We start from the raw sequence: 17444 nt of genomic DNA, 5'->3' as shown, positions 1-17444 counted from the left end.
ATAGCCTTCCCAGCTACCGCCAGTCTGTGACTGGTGGAAAAAAATAACTACAAGTTTTCAACTTGAATAAACCCATGAGCCGCAACTACAAGATACTTGACCAAGGCGGGGTATATTTTGTCACCATGACCGTTGTCGGCTGGATTGATCTGTTTACTCGCAGGGAGTATCGGGATATTTTCCTGGATAGCGTACGCTATTGCCAGAAAGAAAAAGGGTTGGTTGTATATGCCTGGTGTATCATGTCTAACCATATCCACCTGATCCTAAGAGCTGAAGAGGAGAATCTTTCGGATGTAATTCGTGATCTTAAAAAATTCACTAGCAAAAAGTTATTTGCCGCTATTGAGGCGAATCCAGAAGAGAGTCGACGCAATTGGATACTGGCGATCTTTCGCAAAAGCGGTGAGTTCAACACCAATAACGTTAACTTTCAGGTTTGGCAGCAGCACAATCAGCCTATTGAATTGTTTTCACCTACTGTACTCGAACAAAAGCTCATTTATATTCATGAAAACCCCGTCAAGGCTGGTTGGGTAGAAAATCCATGGGAATTCTTATATAGTAGCGCCCGTGATTATGCAGATCAAAAAGGATTACTGGGGATTGAATTCATTTGATTTTGGTTGCTACTACAGTCATAGACTGTGATTATGTGTAGCCACCGGTTGCAAACCGGCGGCAGCTTAACCCACCGGCAGCGCAAGAAGTATCTCGATCAACACCCATATATGCATTTAAAACTTTATGATTCTTCACAATGAGAGATATCTGTATTTTAATACTTGCAGTTTTTTGCCTTGCCTCAATTACCTATGCACAGGAGGATCAAAAGAATGTGTTCCCCGACGGTACCCCCATGTCTCCCTGGTTTCTGGATTACACCAAAGTAAAGCTGAGTAACTTGGGGAAGCAGTATGTCATCACCAGCTTCGGGGCCAAGCGGGATAGTACCCTTGTCCAGACCAAAGCCATTCAGAAAGCCATTGACGAGGCAGCCCGAAAGGGAGGAGGCGTAGTGGTGATTCCGAAGGGTACTTTTATGAGTGGAGCCCTGTTCTTTAAGCCCAAGACCCACCTGTACATTTCGGAGGGTGCTAAATTGAAAGGCTCGGATAACATTGCGGATTATCCCAGTAGGCCCTCGCGCATGGAAGGGCAGAGCCTTGAGTACTTCCCGGCCTTGGTCAACGCCTACGGAGTAAATGGATTTACGATTTCGGGCAAAGGTACTATCGATGGCAACGGACTCAAATACTGGGAGGCTTTCTGGCAGCGCCGTAAGGAGAATCCGCAGTGCACCAATCTGGAAGTGAGCCGTCCGCGGCTGGTCTTTATCTGGAACAGTAACAATGTACAGGTACAGGACGTAAATCTGCACAATGCCGGCTTCTGGACCAGCCACTACTACAAGTGCAACAACGTAAAGATCCTTGATCTGCACATCTCTTCGCCCCATAGTCCTGTCAAAGCTCCCAGCACCGACGCCATTGATATTGATGCTTGTAACAATGTACTGGTGAAGGGCTGCTATATGTCCGTAAATGACGACGCCATCGCACTGAAAGGCGGTAAAGGCCCCTGGGCGGATACCGACTCGACCAACGGAGCCAATACCAATATCCTGATTGAAGACTGCAAATTCGGCTTCTGTCACGCGGCCCTTACCTGTGGAAGCGAAGCCATTCATAACAAGAACGTAGTTATGCGGAACTGTCACGTGGATGAAGCCATGCGGGTACTATGGCTGAAAATGCGCCCCGATACTCCTCAGAAGTACGAGCACATACGGGTAGAAGGCATTACGGGGCAGGCCCACAGCCTGATCTATGTCAAGCCCTGGACACAGTTTTTTGACCTGAAAGGCCGTAAGGAGGTACCCTTGTCGTACTCGCAGTACATTACTTTGAAGAATATCGACATGAAGTGCGCTGTATTCTTTGATATCGCCATCACAGAATACGACAAGCTCGCTCAGTTCAACTTCGAAAACCTGAAAATAGAAGCCAAGAACGATGCCTATAACAAAAGCATCATCAACGGCATTACTTTCAAAAACGTAGTGGTGAACGGAAAGCAAATCCTCTGATCCCGGGCTACGAGCTTAGTACTTCTGCTACTAGTATAGATAGGTGAATAGCTGCCTGAGCTCAGGCAGCTATTCACCTTTTTCTTTTTTGACTACCTAGAATTATAATTAATCGCAGAGTAGTCCAAAACGTTGGGTTTGAGTCATTATAAATGGTAGGTAGCTGGCTTTGTACTAGTAATCGCTGGCTGCTGTAATGGAGTAGGTTCTGAGAGCCTTGCTTTCCTGTTTTACCAGTAGTTATCAAATTGGAAGTGGACTTTACTCCTGAGTCAATCAATAGGTTGGCCAGAGCTTACTCTACTTCCACGCTGAGTGCTACCGAACGTATTCTTGTCAACTAATACCCTGTTACCTAGTGCAAGAAATATCAGAAACATTTTGGTTATGGCAGCTCCTGGGCCGACTCCACCCCCTGATTGTGCACTTCCCGCTCAGTTTGCTATGCGTGGCGCTGCTGGTAGAGGTGATCTCGTGGCGACGACCCAACAATGAGTACCGGGCCGGTATCACCCTGATGGTCAGGATCGGTGCCATAAGCTCGGTAGTAGCCGTTGTTTTTGGTTTATTACTGGCCAATCAGGAAGAGTACAGCGGGGATATCGTAACCATCCACCAGTGGTCCGGGCTGGCCACCATGGCTCTGTCCTTCGTAACCCTGCTGGCGCTCCGGACAGGACGTATGGCCTTATACAGGTCTATGCTGGCACTTACTGTAGTGGGCGTAACCGTAGCGGGACATTATGGAGCTTTGCTTACCCACGGCGAAGATTACATTACCAGCGTACTACCCCTGGATGATGAGCAGGAATCCCCCCGCAACACCGCCACTGTTTTTACCTTCGCCAGTAACAGCACCAACGGACCTCTGACCGTCCAACAGGTGGAAGACCTGAATCTGGAGGTACGCTCCATCCTGGCTCATAACTGCTACAGTTGTCATAGTGCCACCAAAACGAAGGGGGAGCTACGCCTGGATAAAAAGGAGCTGGTCATGAAGGGGGGAGAAAGTGGTCCCGTTATCGTAGCGAACCACCCGGAGGACAGCGAGCTGATCCGGAGGATTACACTCCCGGCCGGTCATAAGGAGGCTATGCCTACCAAGGGAAAGCGGCTTACGGAGAAAGAGGTAGCTATCCTCGAATTCTGGATCAAACAGGGAGCGCCCTGGCCAAGTGGAGCCGAGAAGAGTATCTATAAAGTAGCGGCTTTGGAGCCGCGCCTGCCGACGCTTCCACCGGCTACGAATGGGCTTACCAATCCCGTTGACCGGTTTGTGAACTCCTATTTTCAGAAGAATAACGTAAGCTGGCAACAGGTCGTTGATGATCGTACCTACATCCGGCGCGTTTTTCTGGATGTGGTGGGCCTGCTGCCTCCCCCCGAGAAGGTGCAGGCTTTTGTAGCCGATACCCGCCCGGATAAGCGGGAGGTACTGGTGAAGGAGATGCTTAATCGTAATGAAGACTACGCCCAGCACTGGCTGACTTTCTGGAACGATGCCCTCCGCAACGACTACACCGGCACGGGCTATATCACCGGCGGGCGGTTTGACATCACCAGGTGGCTATACAGTTCCCTGAAGACAAACAAACCCTACAACTGGTTTGTGAGAGAACTCATCAGTCCGACCAAAGAATCGGAAGGCTTCATAAAAGGGATTAAATGGCGGGGCACGATCAATTCCAGCCAGCGTACCGAGATGCAGGCCGCTCAGAACGTCTCGCAGGTACTGCTGGGATTGAACCTCAAGTGTGCCTCCTGCCACGACAGTTTTATCAGCGACTGGAAGCTGGAAGACGCCTACGCCTTTGCCAACGTATTTGCCGATAGTACCCTGGAAATTAATCACTGCGACAAACCTACTGGAAAAGTGGCCGGACGTCGCATACTCTTCAAAGAGCTGGGCGAGATCAGCGTAGATGCTCCTACCGAACAACGGCTACGCGAACTGGCGGACTTCCTGGTGCAGCCTAAAGATGGCCGACTGTACCGTACGCTGGTGAATCGGATCTGGGCTCAGCTAATGGGGCGTGGTATCGTAGAGCCCGTGGATATGATGGACAATGCTCCTTGGAGCCAGGACCTGCTGGACTACCTGGCGTACGATTTTGTGCAGCAGGGCTACGACATCAGGAAACTGCTGTACACCATACTGACCTCCCGGACCTACCAGCTACCTTCCGTTGGAGTACAGGAGGCCGAGCTACTTATGGCTCCCGATTACGTATTTAAAGGCATGGTGCGTCGTCGGCTTACGGCTGAGCAGTTTGCTGATGCGGTCAGTGTGGCCTTTAATCCTCTCTATGCCGATTCGGCCATTGTATACAAGCGACTACCGGAGACTATTCAGCAGGAGATCCCTTTTGTGCGAGCAGCTTTGGTGAAGAACGATCCTTTCCTGACGGCTCTAGGACGGCCTAATCGGGAAACCGTTAGCACTGCCCGAACCTCGCAGGCCAATCTTTTGCAGGCTTTGGAGCTGACCAACGGCGACAAGTTGAACCAGACCCTGAAAGCTGGTGCCGAGCGCTGGCGGACTCAGTACCCAGCTACCGATGCGCTGGTAAGGGAGCTATACCGGAAGGCGCTGGGACGTGAACCCTCAGCCAAAGAACTAGCCGTAGCCGAGAAAATGCTGGGCAAGAGCCCTAGTGTGACCGGGGTACAGGACCTGGCCTGGGCGATAGTACTACATCCTGAATTTCAGTTGATCTTCTAGCTATGAGTAGAATGAAAAATACCTGGAACCGGCGGGAGTTTCTACAACGTACCAGTGCCGCTACGTTGGCCGCCCTGGCTGCAGGGGCTCCCGTAAGTAGTCTTCTTTCAGGATGTACAGGCAAGGCGGGTAGTACCAACGGCACCGCCGATACCGTGATCCTGCTCTGGATGGCCGGGGGAATGGCCCATACCGAAACCTTCGATCCCAAGCGCTACACGCCCTTCGAAAAGGACATGGAGGGCAATCGGGTGCTAAGTACCTTCAGGTCGGTACCTACTGTTTTGGATGGAATCCACTTTTCTGAAGGGCTGGAATCAATCGGGAAGGTGATGGACAAAGGTACCCTCATCCGGTCGTACGTGGCGGCCGACCTGGGGCATATTCTGCACTCGCGGCATCAGTACAATTGGCATACCTGCTATGAACCGCCCCAGACCGTGGCCGCGCCTCACATAGGAGCCTGGATAGCGAAGGAGCTGGGGCCTAAGAACCCGGTCATACCTGCCTTTATTGATATAGGACAACGCTTCACTGTAGGCGAGGGCGAAGAACTAAAAGCCTTTCATACGGCCGGATTTCTGGGTAATGAGTTTGGACCTTTCTTTATTCCCGACCCCAGCAAGGGACTTGAGAGTGTGCGGCCTCCGGTGGGGATGGATGCGAAGCGGTTCGAGCGGCGCAATCAGTTGTACAATGAGCTCATCAGTAACAGTCCTCACGGGGAGTTTGGGAGTGATTATCAAAAAGAGTCACTGCGGAGATCAATGGAGCAGGCCTATATGCTGCTCAATTCGCCGGAGGCGAAGGCCTTTGACCTGAGCAATGAACCCAGGGAGAGCTATGATATTTACAATACCGGTCGGTTTGGGCTGGGCTGTCTGCTGGCGCGGCGGCTTACGGAGCAGGGCGCCCGATTTATCAGCGTGACCACGGAGTACGAGCCTTTCATGGGCTGGGATACGCATGAAAACGGTCACACACGCCTGCAGGAGATGAAAAAGATGATTGATGGCCCTGTGGCACAGCTGATCAAAGACCTGGATAAAACGGGGCATCTGGACCGGACGCTGGTAATCCTGGCCAGTGAGTTTAGTCGTGACATGATGGTGGAAGGTCGGCCCGATGCCAAAGTACTGGAACAGGTCAATCAGCCGGATATACTATCGGATATCAAATTCTACGGCATGCACAGACATTTCACGGACGGATGTTCGGTACTGATGTTTGGCGGAGGAATAAAGAAGGGATTTGTGTACGGAAAAACGGCGGACGAGCGCCCCTGCAAAACCATTGAGAACCCGGTTCGCATAGACGGCATTCACCAGACCATCTACCATGCGCTGGGTATTCCGCCGGATACCAACTATGAAATAGAAAAACGCCCCTTCTATACTACTCCCGACGGTAAAGGAAAAGCTGTGATGGATTTGTTATCCTGAGTAGGACCGTAAAGCGTTGAAACAGGCCGCAAGCGGAAGAAGTAGCTGGTACCCCTCTTCCTAAAAACATATCCAGTATGCGCAGGAAACTATACAGTCTGGTATATATAGCAGCAGGTATTACCTGGGCTATACAGTCATGTACTACCGGCTCCGCTACCTCCAGTGATGAGAAGTTACCCGAGGTAGTCAGCTACAACTTTGACATCCGGCCTATCCTCTCCGACAAGTGCTTTGCCTGTCACGGACCCGATGCCAACAAGCGGGAGGCAGGCTTACGACTGGACATAGCCGAAAGTGCCTACAAAGCCCTGGCTGATAATCCAGGGGCACACGCCATTGTTCCCGGTAAGCCCGAGCTGTCAGAGGTATTCCGGAGAGTGTCGTCCCAGGATACCAGCGTCCTCATGCCTCCGAAGGAGTCTAATCTCAAACTGACGAGCCGCGAAATTGATTTGATCGAAAAGTGGATTAAACAGGGGGCTAAGTACGAAAAGCATTGGGCCTTTGTAGTACCTAAGAAATCCGCTTTGCCCAAGGTGAAAAATGAAGATTGGTCCCGGAACGAGATCGACTACTTCATACTGCACAAGCAGGAGCAAAGAGGCCTGGAACCCAACGAGGAAGCCGATAAAGAGCGGCTGCTGAAGCGACTCAGCCTGGATATTACGGGGTTGCCGCCCAGTTTTGAGCTGATGGAGCAGTTTATGGCGGATAATAGTCCCAAGGCCTACGAAAAGGTAGTAGATCAGCTCCTGAAAAGCCCGGCCTACGGAGAGCGGATAGCCCTGCACTGGCTGGACCTGGCTCGCTACGCCGACTCGCACGGGTACCAGGATGATGGGTACCGTACGCAGTGGCCCTGGCGCGACTGGGTCATTCACGCACTCAACCAGAACATGCCCTACGACCAATTTGTGACTTGGCAACTGGCGGGAGACTTACTGCCAAAGCAGGACGAGAAGAGAGCTAAGGAACAGCTACTGGCTACGGGCTTTAACCGCAATCATAAAATTACGGAGGAGGGAGGTGTCATTCCCGAAGAGTACCGGGTATCCTACGTTACTGACCGTACGGATCTGGTGGGGAAAGGTCTGCTGGGTGTAACAGTAGAATGCGCCCGCTGCCACGACCATAAGTACGACCCGTTCTCTCAAAAAGAGTACTACCAGCTCTACGCCTTCTTCAATAATGTAGACGAAAAAGGTATAGAATCAGTGATCGGTGGTCCCGAAACCTACGCCAAGAAGCCCCTGATGGAGATCAGTAACGAGGAGGTCAAAAACATTCTGACGTTTATCAATAAACCCGACACCAACCGCCTGATCGTATCAGTGATGGGGGACCTGGATACGCTACGCAAAACGTATATTCTTAACCGGGGTGAGTATGATAACGTTGGCGAGGAGGTACAGGCAGGTACTCCCAAGGCTATTTTACCCTTCAACCCCAAGTACCCTAAAAACCGGCTGGGACTGGCCCAATGGATGTTTGACAAACAGAATCCTCTCACGGCCCGGGTGTTTGTCAACCAGGTATGGCAGGAGTTCTTTGGGATGGGGCTGGTCAAATCCTCCGGCGATTTTGGTATGCAGGGCGAACTCCCGTCGCACCCCGAGCTGCTGGACTGGCTGGCGGTTGATTTCCGGGAGCACGGCTGGGATATCAAGCGGCTGGTCAGGCAGATAGTTATGTCGGCTACCTACCGGCAGTCGGCGGTGATTACCAAAGACAAGCTCCAGGCCGACCCGGACAATATCTTGCTGGCCCGGGGCCCCCGCTACCGTATCCATGCGGAGTTCGTACGGGACCTGGTACTATCCAGCAGTGGCCTGCTCCATCCGGCTATTGGTGGTCCTTCTGTGAAGCCCTACCAGCCGGCGGGGCTGTGGGAGGGAGCTACGTCAGGTCGTGGGTTACTTTCTGCCTACAACCAGGACCACGGCTCGGCGCTGTACCGCCGGGGTATGTACACGCTGATCAAGCGTACGGTACCGCCACCCGCCATGAGTATCTTCGACGCCAGCAACCGTGACCAGTGCGAAGTAAGGCGACTCAAGACGAATACGCCCCTGCAGGCGCTGGTTATGATGAACGACCCGGCCGTACTGGAAGCATCCCGGGTACTGGCTACCCGCCTGTTGCAGCAGAAGGGCTCTACTCAGGACCAGATAACCAAAGCCTTCCGGCTGATCGTCTGCCGGAAGCCAAGCGAAAAGGAGCTTTCGGTACTGACGGCCTACTATGACAAGGAACTAAAAAAGATGACTCCTGCTACCGCCGCGAAAGTAGTGGCCGTAGGAGAATACCCCCTGGCTCCGGGGGTAGATAGGAGGAAAGTTGCGGCCCTGATGCGGGTAGTGAATACGCTGTATAACCTGGAAGAAACCATTACAAAAACCTAGCGGGTATGGAAAAGGAGATGTTAGAATACGGTATGATCTTCAACCGCCGCCGCTTCCTGTCCAGCCTGAGTATGGGGCTGGGCAGCGCCGCCCTGGGCTCCCTCATGATACCGGATCTTTTCAAAGGAGGAGGAAGGGGAGAGGATGGGTTGGCACCCGGTATTCCCCATTTTGCTCCCAAGGCCAAGCGGGTGATCTACCTGTTTCAGAACGGAGCGCCCTCACAGCAGGAGCTGTTTGACTATAAGCCTAAACTCCGTGAGATGATGGGGCAGGAGATACCGCCTTCGGTACGGGGTAATCAGCGCCTAACGGGGATGACGGCCAATCAAAGTTCATTCCCGTTGGTAGGTTCATTCGTTGACTTCAAACAGTATGGCCAGTCCCGCGCCTGGGTGAGTGACCTGATGCCTTACACGGCCAAAATCGTAGATGATCTGTGCATCATCCGGTCCATGTACACCGAAGCCATTAACCACGATCCGGCGCTTACCTTTTTACAAACCGGCTCACAGCAGGGCAACCGCCCGAGTATGGGGGCCTGGCTGAGCTACGGATTAGGTAATGAAAATAAAAATCTGCCTGACTTTACGGTATTGCTTTCGCGGGGAGTCGGTAATGGGCAGGGCGTGTATTCCAAACTATGGTCCAATGGCTTCCTGGACTCAATTCACCAGGGGGTGCAGTTTAGTAAGGGGGAGGACCCGGTCCTGTACCTGCGCGACCCGGAGGGGATGAACCGGCACGATAGGCGGCAGATGCTGGACCAGCTGTCCGAACTGAATCAGCTAGCCTACGATGAGTTTGGCGATCCGGAGATCATGGCGAAGGTAAAGCAGTACGAGATGGCCTACCGCATGCAGACGGCCATACCTGAGGTGATGGATCTCTCGCGGGAGTCGGATGATATCATTAAGCTCTACGGACCCGACTGCCTCGTACCGGGTACCTATGCGGCCAATTGTTTGCTGGCGCGTAAGCTGTCTGAGAGTGGTGTGCGCTTTGTGCAGTTGTACCACCAGGGCTGGGACCAGCACGGCAATCTGCCCTTCGAGATAACCAGTCAAGCCAAAGATGTAGATCAGGCTTCGGCCGCTCTGGTGACTGATCTTAAGCAACGCGGACTCCTGGACGAAACACTCGTGATCTGGGGTGGGGAGTTTGGCCGTACCAGCTATACCCAGGGCAAGCTCACCAAAGACAACTACGGGCGCGATCACCACCCGCGGTGCTTTACGATCTGGATGGCCGGAGGCGGTATTAAACCCGGTATCGTCTACGGCGAAACCGACGAACTGGGCTATAATATCAGCCGGAATCCGGTACATGTACACGATTTTCAGGCCACGGTGCTGCATCAGTTGGGACTGGACCATGAGAAGCTGATTTTTAAGCACCAGGGCCGCCGCTACCGGCTTACCGATATTTCGGGGAAGGTAGTGAGGGATATTATTAGCTAATAGGTATTAGGTTTTAGCTGTTAGGTAGTTAGGAGTTGAAAAAGCAATCACAAGAGAAAATGCTTATATCTAAGATACCCGAAACTAAATCAGCTCTCTCATAAGCCGACCTTGCGCTGTGGGCATTTGTGCGTAAGCCCTGCGCAGGCCCACAGAGCACAGAGGCGTTGAGAGGGCGGGGCCTGCCCGGCCATGAGGGCGAAGATTGCATCGTCTTAAAGTTTGAATTAAGCAAAAGAGTTCTCCATGAATAGCAAAGTCAAAGGAGGTGCTGAGCAGGTACTTATGGCAGCCGGAATTTTCATCCTGTTTCTACTCCTGGTGGAAGACAGGCTGGTGGTACCGGTATGGCTACAGGCTGTAGGCCGCATGCACCCTTTGCTTCTGCACTTCCCCATCACGCTGTTGCTGCTGGCCATGGGCATGGAGTTTTTCCGCTTCCGGAGTACCTACGCCACCAACCCTTTCTACCGTACCTTTCTGGATGGATTGCTACTATCGGGGGCGTTACTGTCAGCCCTGACCGTTATTATGGGTTTGCTGCTGGCGCAGGAAGAGGGCTATACGGGGCAGGTACTCACGTGGCACAAATGGACCGGTGTGGGTGTATTCGCACTGGCTGCGGGGCTGTACTTCTGCCGGTATGCCTCCTGGTACAAAGTGGGGGCGGCCCGCACGGGTGCCGCTCTGACGGTGCTGGTTCTGCTGCTGGCGGGCCACTACGGAGCTACCCTCACCCACGGCGACGGGTTCCTGGTGGAGCCTCTGATGGGGCAAAAGCAGGAAGACCCCGTGCCGCTTGAAGAGGCTCTGGTATTTGACCATGTGATTCAGCCTATCTTTCAGCAAAAGTGTGTGAGCTGTCATAATCCTGAGAAAATTAAAGGCGGATTACTACTCACCGACGAAGCATCTATCCGCAAAGGAGGTAAAACGGGTAAGCTATTTGTGTCCGGTAATCCTGAACAGAGCTTGCTGTTACAGCGCATCCACCTACCTGAGGAGGAGAAAAAACACATGCCGCCCAAAGGCAAAGTACAGCTAACGACGGAAGAGATGGCACTTCTATCTTGGTGGATAAAAGGCCGGGCCGATTTCAGAAAGAAAGTAGTTGATTTGCCTCCAACGGATTCGTTGAGGATCTTAGCCGCAGGCTTGTTTAACCCGGGAGGTACTACGGAGTTCTACACCTTCGCGGCGGCGGATGAGGCCATTATTCAGAAGCTTACTACCAACTACCGTTCTATTGCTCCCCTCGCCCGGGAGTCGCCTGCCTTATCGGTTAACATCTACAATAAGAATGAATATGCTCCGGAGCAGATAGAAGAGCTGAGCGAGTTGAAGAAGCAGATCGTGTTCCTGAACCTGTCGAAGATGCCCGTCAAAGATGCGGACCTCAAAAAGATCAGCCAGTTTGAGAATCTGCAGAAGCTGAATCTGAACTTCACGGATATTACGGGCAAAAGGCTCGGCGACCTGTCTACTTTGACGAAGCTGAAAAGTCTTTCGTTGGCTGGTACCCAAGTGACGTACTCAGACTTGCGAAAGCCTTTGGGAGCCATCAAAAGTCTGCAGACCGTATCGGTCTGGAATACTGGGCTGGCAGATTCGGACGTGCAGCGGCTGCAGAAAGAGTTTCCGAACATCCACTTTATCGTGGGCTTCCGGGACGATGGCGAGAACCCACTCCGGCTAAATCCGCCCCAGGTAGGCAACCGTACTACCGTATTTACCGAGTCGCTGCCTATGCAACTGAAGCATCCCATCCGGGGCGTCCAGATCCGGTATACCACCGACGGTACGCAGCCCGACAGTGTCCATTCGCCCGTATTCAGGGAAGGTACTCAATTGCGTACAAGTACCTCCGTCAAAGCCCGGGCTTATAAGGAGGGGTGGCTGGGGAGTGAGGTGGCGCAGTTCCACTTCTACAGGAGTACCCACAAGCCCGATAGTGTTCGTCTGCTGCTTCCGCTCAACCGGGTACACCAGGCCGAGGGCAATCGTACCTTTTTCAACGAAAAACTGGGGACGTTTAATGCCAATAGTCCTGCCTGGGCCAACAACTGGGCTGGTGTCCGGGATAATGACATGGTCTTCGTTGCTGAATTCAAGCAACCCGTGACCATTAGCTCCGTAGCGCTGCGCACGATGGTGGAGCCGGAGAATGGCATATTTCCGCCCGCTACGGTAGAGGTATGGGGAGGTACTTCGGAGTCGCAGATGAAGCTGTTAGGTACTTACCGACCCGCTGTACCTACCAAAGAAACCAAACCCTCCCTCAGCGCCTATGGACCAACCTTCAAACCCCAGGCTGTCACCTTCATCAGGATCGTAGCTAGGCCACTCAATGAGATGCCAGCCTGGCATAACAACAAGGGGCGCAAAGCGCTGCTGCTGGTGGATGAGGTGTTTGTGAATTAGGAGCGTACCTGTTACCGGTGGCACTGCTCAAAGCGGTGCCAGGGGCACACCCCAATCATGCAGTCGCTTTTACCACTATCCCCGTTATAGACAGGAGCCCTGATTTACTTTATGTATGGACTGCCTGGAACAGTTTTAGTCATGCCAATGGCTGAAACCAAAAGCAGTACTACCTATGGCTGTCAAGATAAAAGTATACTCCGACTATGTGTGTCCGTACTGCCTGCTGGCGAAGAAGCCGCTGGATGAAGCAATCCAGGGCAAGGATGTAGAGGTGGAATGGATGCCTTATGAGCTACGACCCTATCCGGCGGAGACCCTGAGGCCCGAAGGCGACTACCTGCAGAATACATGGAGGAGCTCTGTCTACCCGCTGGCTGAGCAGTTGGACGTGCCGATCAGGCTACCGAGGGTGTCACCCCAGCCCCACACGCACCTGGCTTTTGAAGGATACCAATACGCCCGCGAAAAAGGCAAAGGGCAGGAGTACAATGAACGGATGCTGAAAGCTTTCTTTCAGGAAGAGCTGGATATAGGCGATATAGAGGTACTAACCCGGTTGGCCATGGAGGTAGGGCTGGACGCGGAGGAGTACCGGGAGGCACTAACCTCCCGTAAGTACAAGGAAGCGCATCAGAAGGCGCTACGGCATGCGTACGAAGAAGCCAATATTACGGCGGTACCTACCCTGATCATTGGCAGTACCGTACTGCGGGGGTTGCACGCGCGGGAGACCATTGAAAGGGTGATAAAGAAAGAGTCAGGAGCTGCTTAGGGAAGCTTTCGAAATACTAAATTTAGGTATTGCCTGAGCCACTGCTGACTATAAATACCAGTGGCACTGCTTAAAGCAGTGCCACTGGTACCTACATATTACTACACGACATCTTTCAGTACCTCCCACACGTTTTCGGCCAGGATGCGGTGCCCTTCGGCAGTAGGGTGAATGCCATCCCGCTGGTTGAGTTTGACTTCACCACCTACTCCTTCCAGCAGGAAGGGGATCAGTGTAATATCATTCTTCCGGGCCAGTTCAGGATAAATATTCCTGAAGTCATTGGCGTACCGGGCTCCCATATTGGGGGGGATCTGCATACCGGCCAGTACAATCTTCGCTTCCGGGTATTTGGCTCTTACCTTATCAATGATAGCCTGCAGGTTCTTGCGGGTTTCCGTTACCGGAATACCCCGCAGGCCATCGTTGCCGCCCAATTCCAGCACAAAGATGTCTACCGGCTGGCGCAGTACCCAGTCAACGCGGCCGTTGCCGCCCGCCGTAGTCTCGCCGCTGTTGCCCGCGTTGATGACTTTGTAGGGCAGTTTTAGCGAGTCGAGTTTCTCCTGGATCAAGGCCGGGAATGATTCGGAGGGATCCAGTCCGTAGCCGGCGGTGAGGCTATTTCCAAAGAAGAGTATGGTCTTTACTTGCCGGGTAGTGGCGGTGGTATCCGACTGAGCAGTAGCCGGTGGTTGTTCTGCCGACTCTTGTTTGCTATTATTACAGGAAACTAGTAGGAAGATCCAACAAAACAGGCTATAATAGATTAGTTTATACATAGGAGATATTAATGAAAATCTGACTAACTATCTTCTAAACAAATTTGAGACTCAAGATGCTAATAAAAACCGGAAAAAGTCCGGCTGTAAGTTAATCCCAAACCCTTGATGAATACAATACTAAGTCTACAGCAGGTCAGCAAAACCTACCGGAGCGGCAACCGGGACCTGACGGTGCTGGATCAGGTAAGTTTTGAAGTACCGGCTGGCTCAACCATGGCCATTGTGGGGCCGTCGGGCAGCGGCAAAACCACCCTGCTGGGCCTATGTGCCGGCCTGGACCGGGCTACCTCAGGTAGTGTGCACCTGCACGATACGCGGCTGGACGGGCTGAGCGAAGACCGGCTGGCAGCAGTGCGCAACCAGTACGTGGGCTTCATATTCCAGAACTTCCAGCTACTTCCTACCCTTACCGCCCTCGAAAACGTAATGGTACCCCTGGAGCTGCGGGGTGAAAAGAATATAAAGCCCCGGGCCCTGGACCTACTGGATAAAGTAGGGCTCGCCGATCGCGGTCATCATTACCCTACGCAGCTCAGTGGGGGAGAGCAGCAGCGGGTGTCGCTGGCGAGGGCCTTCTCCAACCGGCCCCAGATCCTGTTTGCCGACGAACCAACCGGGAACCTCGATGCCGAGACCAGTGAGAAGGTAGTACATCTGCTTTTTGACCTGAACCGGGATGCCGGTACTACCCTGGTACTGGTCACGCACGACCTGGACCTGGCCGCTAAGACACAGCGTATCATCAGAATAAAAGGAGGCAGGATCAGTTCGGATGAAAGAGTCGGGATGCAAGGCTCGAATTAAATCTATGACAGAAGTATGAACTTTCCCTGGCTCTTACAAATGGCCTGGCGCGACAGCCGCCGCAACCGGGCCCGCCTGCTGCTCTTTATCTCGTCGGTGGTGCTGGGCATTGCAGCACTGGTGGCGATCTACTCCCTCGGCGACAACCTCCGGCAGAACATCGACAACCAGGCCGCTGAACTATTGGGTGCGGACCTGGAGATATCCGGCAGCCGTCCCGCCGGTACCCGTATGCAAAAGCTGATCGACTCACTGGGTACGCAGCGGTCAGAGGAGCGGAGCTTTGCCTCCATGATCTACTTCCCGAAGAATGGCGGCTCGCGTCTGGCGCAGGTCCGGGCGCTTAGAGGGGGCTTTCCCTACTACGGTGAGCTGGAAACCCAGCCTGCCACGGCTGCCCAGGCATTCCGTAACCAGCGACAGGCTCTGGTCGACCAGACCCTAATGCTGCAGTACGGAGCGCAGGTAGGTGACTCTATTAAGCTGGGGGAAGTAACCTTCGCCATTGCGGGGGTACTGCTCAAAGCGCCCGGTCAGACGGGCATCTCCACTTCCGTGGCTCCATCGGTATACATTCCGCTCCGCTACCTCGAACAGACCGGCCTGGCCCAAAAGGGAAGCCGGATCAACTACCGCTACTACTTTGAGCTGGCCCCTGCGACAGACGTAGCCCAGCTGATCAAGCGGATCAAGCCCCGCCTTGACGTAGAAGGCCTGCGCTACGAAACCATCGAAAGCCAGAAAGAAGATACCGGCCGCTCCTTCCGTGACCTCACGCGCTTCCTGGCGCTGGTAGGCTTCATCGCGCTGCTGCTGGGCTGTATAGGCGTGGCCAGTGCTATCCATATCTACGTGCGCGAAAAGCTCAACTCCATCGCGGTGTTGCGTTGTCTGGGCGTTAAGGCGTCGCAGGCCTTCCTGATCTACCTGATTCAGATTACGGGCATTGGCATCATCGGGTCACTGATCGGGGCGGTACTTGGTACCGTAATTCAGCAGTTCCTGCCGCTGATCATAGAGGATTTTCTCCCCATTGAAGTTACTACGAATATTTCGTGGTCGGCCATTGGGCAGGGGCTGGCCCTGGGGGTATTGATTTCCATCTTGTTTGCGCTATTGCCGCTGTTGTCCATCCGTAATATTTCACCGCTTACGGTACTGCGGGCTTCCAATGAGCCTACCCGGCAAAGCCGCGATCCGCTGGCGTGGGTAGTGTACGCGCTGATCCTGCTGTTCATCTTTGGCTTTACGCTGCTGCAAATGAAGGACTGGCAGGAAGCCGCAATATTTACCGCCAGTGTACTGGGGGCTTTCTTTGTGCTGATCGGGATGGCTATGCTGCTGATGTGGCTGGTGCGCCGATTCTTCCCAGCTTCGTGGAGCTACCTGTGGCGGCAGGGACTCGCCAACCTGTACCGTCCCAACAACCAGACGGCCATACTAATGGTAGCGATTGGCTTGGGCACCGCATTTATCTGTACCCTCTACTTCGTACAGGGCATTCTGCTCAGCCGGGTGACGCTGTCGAGCAGTGGCAATCAGCCCAATATTGTGCTGTTTGACATTCAGGCGACGCAGCGCGATGAGGTGCTGGCGCTGGCTCGACAGCAGGGACTACCCGTCAATCAAACGGTACCTATCGTAAACATGCGCCTGGAAGAAGTAAACGGAAATACAGCTCTGGAAGCCCAGAAGGATACTACCATCCAGGTACCCCGCTGGCTGTTTGGCCGGGAGTACCGCGTTACCTTCCGCGACTCCCTTACCTCATCCGAAAAAGTCACCGAAGGAGCATGGCAGGGCGTGGCTCCGGCTACGGGTCCGGCCCCTGTTTCGCTGGAGCAGGGCTTTGCCCGACGCAGCAATATTGACATTGGCGACACGTTATCATTCAATGTACAGGGTACCCTCATTCCTACCGTCGTAAGTAGTTTTCGCGAGGTAGACTGGAACCGCCTCCAGACCAACTTCGTGGTGGTATTTCCGACCGGAGTACTTGAGCAGGCTCCGCAGTTTCATGTACTGCTGACCCACGTGCCTTCGCAGGAGGTATCGGCCCGTTTTCAGCAGGCAGTAGTACGGCAGTTTCCCAACGTCTCTATTATTGACCTGGGGCTGGTACTCAAAGTACTCGACGAGCTGTTCGAAAAGATTGGCTTTGTGATCCGCTTCATGGCAGGCTTCAGTATCCTGACGGGGCTGGTGGTGCTGGTGGCTTCGGTCCTGATCAGTAAGTACCAACGTATACAGGAGAGTGTACTACTGCGTACCCTGGGCGCCAGCCGCCGGCAGATCTTTGTCATTACGTCCCTGGAGTACTTCTTTCTGGGAGCTCTGGCGGCGGCTACGGGTATCCTGCTGGCGCTGGCCGGTAGCTGGGCTCTGGCCCGGTATAACTTCGAAACGGAGTTCAGGCCTCAATTGCTGCCGGTGCTGGTCATCTTTGTCCTGGTGTCATTGATCACTGTTATCATTGGCCTAGTCAACAGCCGGGGTATCCTGTCGCGGCCTCCGCTGGAAGTATTGCGGCAGGATGTATAA

General features: G+C 53.4%; 11 protein-coding genes. 10 read left to right on the top strand and 1 reads right to left on the bottom strand.

Annotated features, from left to right (window positions below; genetic code table 11):
- Positions 1–74: 74 nt before the first annotated feature.
- The 8 genes from JTN23_RS22685 (at position 75) to JTN23_RS22650 (ending at position 13314) form a co-directional block, all read left to right on the top strand.
- Positions 75–620, top strand: coding sequence for an REP-associated tyrosine transposase (locus JTN23_RS22685; RefSeq protein WP_247237363.1), 546 nt, complete (start codon positions 75–77; stop codon positions 618–620).
- A gap of 140 nt (positions 621–760) precedes the next feature.
- Complete coding sequence (locus tag JTN23_RS22680; protein WP_247237362.1) at positions 761–2089, top strand: rhamnogalacturonidase; 1329 nt, start codon at positions 761–763, stop codon at positions 2087–2089.
- A gap of 358 nt (positions 2090–2447) precedes the next feature.
- Positions 2448–4811, top strand: coding sequence for a DUF1549 domain-containing protein (locus JTN23_RS22675; RefSeq protein WP_247237361.1), 2364 nt, complete (start codon positions 2448–2450; stop codon positions 4809–4811).
- An 11-nt stretch (positions 4812–4822) separates the two neighbouring features.
- Entirely contained in the window at positions 4823–6253 is a 1431-nt protein-coding gene (locus JTN23_RS22670) for a DUF1501 domain-containing protein (protein ID WP_247237360.1), read from the top strand.
- 77 nt (positions 6254–6330) lie between these two features.
- Positions 6331–8658 carry a PSD1 and planctomycete cytochrome C domain-containing protein gene (locus JTN23_RS22665; protein ID WP_247237359.1) on the top strand — a complete coding sequence of 776 codons (2328 nt, stop codon included), beginning with the start codon at positions 6331–6333 and terminating at the stop codon, positions 8656–8658.
- A 5-nt stretch (positions 8659–8663) separates the two neighbouring features.
- Positions 8664–10118: a DUF1501 domain-containing protein gene (locus JTN23_RS22660; protein ID WP_247237358.1), complete on the top strand. Its 1455-nt coding sequence runs from the start codon at positions 8664–8666 to the stop codon at positions 10116–10118.
- Positions 10119–10364: 246 nt separating this feature from the next.
- Positions 10365–12539 carry a c-type cytochrome domain-containing protein gene (locus JTN23_RS22655; protein ID WP_247237357.1) on the top strand — a complete coding sequence of 725 codons (2175 nt, stop codon included), beginning with the start codon at positions 10365–10367 and terminating at the stop codon, positions 12537–12539.
- Positions 12540–12714: 175 nt separating this feature from the next.
- A complete protein-coding gene (locus JTN23_RS22650) occupies positions 12715–13314 on the top strand; it encodes a DsbA family oxidoreductase (RefSeq protein ID WP_247237356.1) in 600 nt (199 codons plus the stop codon).
- Positions 13315–13415: 101 nt separating this feature from the next.
- Here the strand turns inward: JTN23_RS22650 and JTN23_RS22645 are convergent, their stop codons facing one another.
- Positions 13416–14096 carry an arylesterase gene (locus JTN23_RS22645; RefSeq protein ID WP_247237355.1) on the bottom strand — a complete coding sequence of 227 codons (681 nt, stop codon included), beginning with the start codon at positions 14094–14096 and terminating at the stop codon, positions 13416–13418.
- Positions 14097–14204: 108 nt separating this feature from the next.
- Between JTN23_RS22645 and JTN23_RS22640 the strand changes: the two genes are divergently transcribed.
- A complete protein-coding gene (locus JTN23_RS22640) occupies positions 14205–14903 on the top strand; it encodes an ABC transporter ATP-binding protein (RefSeq protein WP_247237354.1) in 699 nt (232 codons plus the stop codon).
- A gap of 15 nt (positions 14904–14918) precedes the next feature.
- Entirely contained in the window at positions 14919–17444 is a 2526-nt protein-coding gene (locus tag JTN23_RS22635; RefSeq protein ID WP_247237353.1) for an ABC transporter permease, read from the top strand.

It is taken from the genome of Telluribacter roseus, assembly GCF_017355915.2.
Lineage (GTDB): Bacteria > Bacteroidota > Bacteroidia > Cytophagales > Spirosomataceae > Telluribacter.
Note: the sequence above shows the minus strand (reverse complement) of the source record. Positions and strands in the feature narration are given on the sequence as shown.

Bases quoted from the DNA above. Each gene is read 5' to 3' on its own strand.
- JTN23_RS22685 (WP_247237363.1), top strand. From the start codon at position 75: ATGAGCCGCAACTACAAGATACTTGACCAAGGCGGGGTATATTTTGTC.
- JTN23_RS22680 (WP_247237362.1), top strand. From the start codon at position 761: ATGAGAGATATCTGTATTTTAATACTTGCAGTTTTTTGCCTTGCCTCA.
- JTN23_RS22670 (WP_247237360.1), top strand. From the start codon at position 4,823: ATGAAAAATACCTGGAACCGGCGGGAGTTTCTACAACGTACCAGTGCC.
- JTN23_RS22665 (WP_247237359.1), top strand. From the start codon at position 6,331: ATGCGCAGGAAACTATACAGTCTGGTATATATAGCAGCAGGTATTACC.
- JTN23_RS22660 (WP_247237358.1), top strand. From the start codon at position 8,664: ATGGAAAAGGAGATGTTAGAATACGGTATGATCTTCAACCGCCGCCGC.
- JTN23_RS22655 (WP_247237357.1), top strand. From the start codon at position 10,365: ATGAATAGCAAAGTCAAAGGAGGTGCTGAGCAGGTACTTATGGCAGCC.
- JTN23_RS22650 (WP_247237356.1), top strand. From the start codon at position 12,715: ATGGCTGTCAAGATAAAAGTATACTCCGACTATGTGTGTCCGTACTGC.
- JTN23_RS22645 (WP_247237355.1), bottom strand. From the start codon at position 14,096: ATGTATAAACTAATCTATTATAGCCTGTTTTGTTGGATCTTCCTACTA.
- JTN23_RS22640 (WP_247237354.1), top strand. From the start codon at position 14,205: ATGAATACAATACTAAGTCTACAGCAGGTCAGCAAAACCTACCGGAGC.
- JTN23_RS22635 (WP_247237353.1), top strand. From the start codon at position 14,919: ATGAACTTTCCCTGGCTCTTACAAATGGCCTGGCGCGACAGCCGCCGC.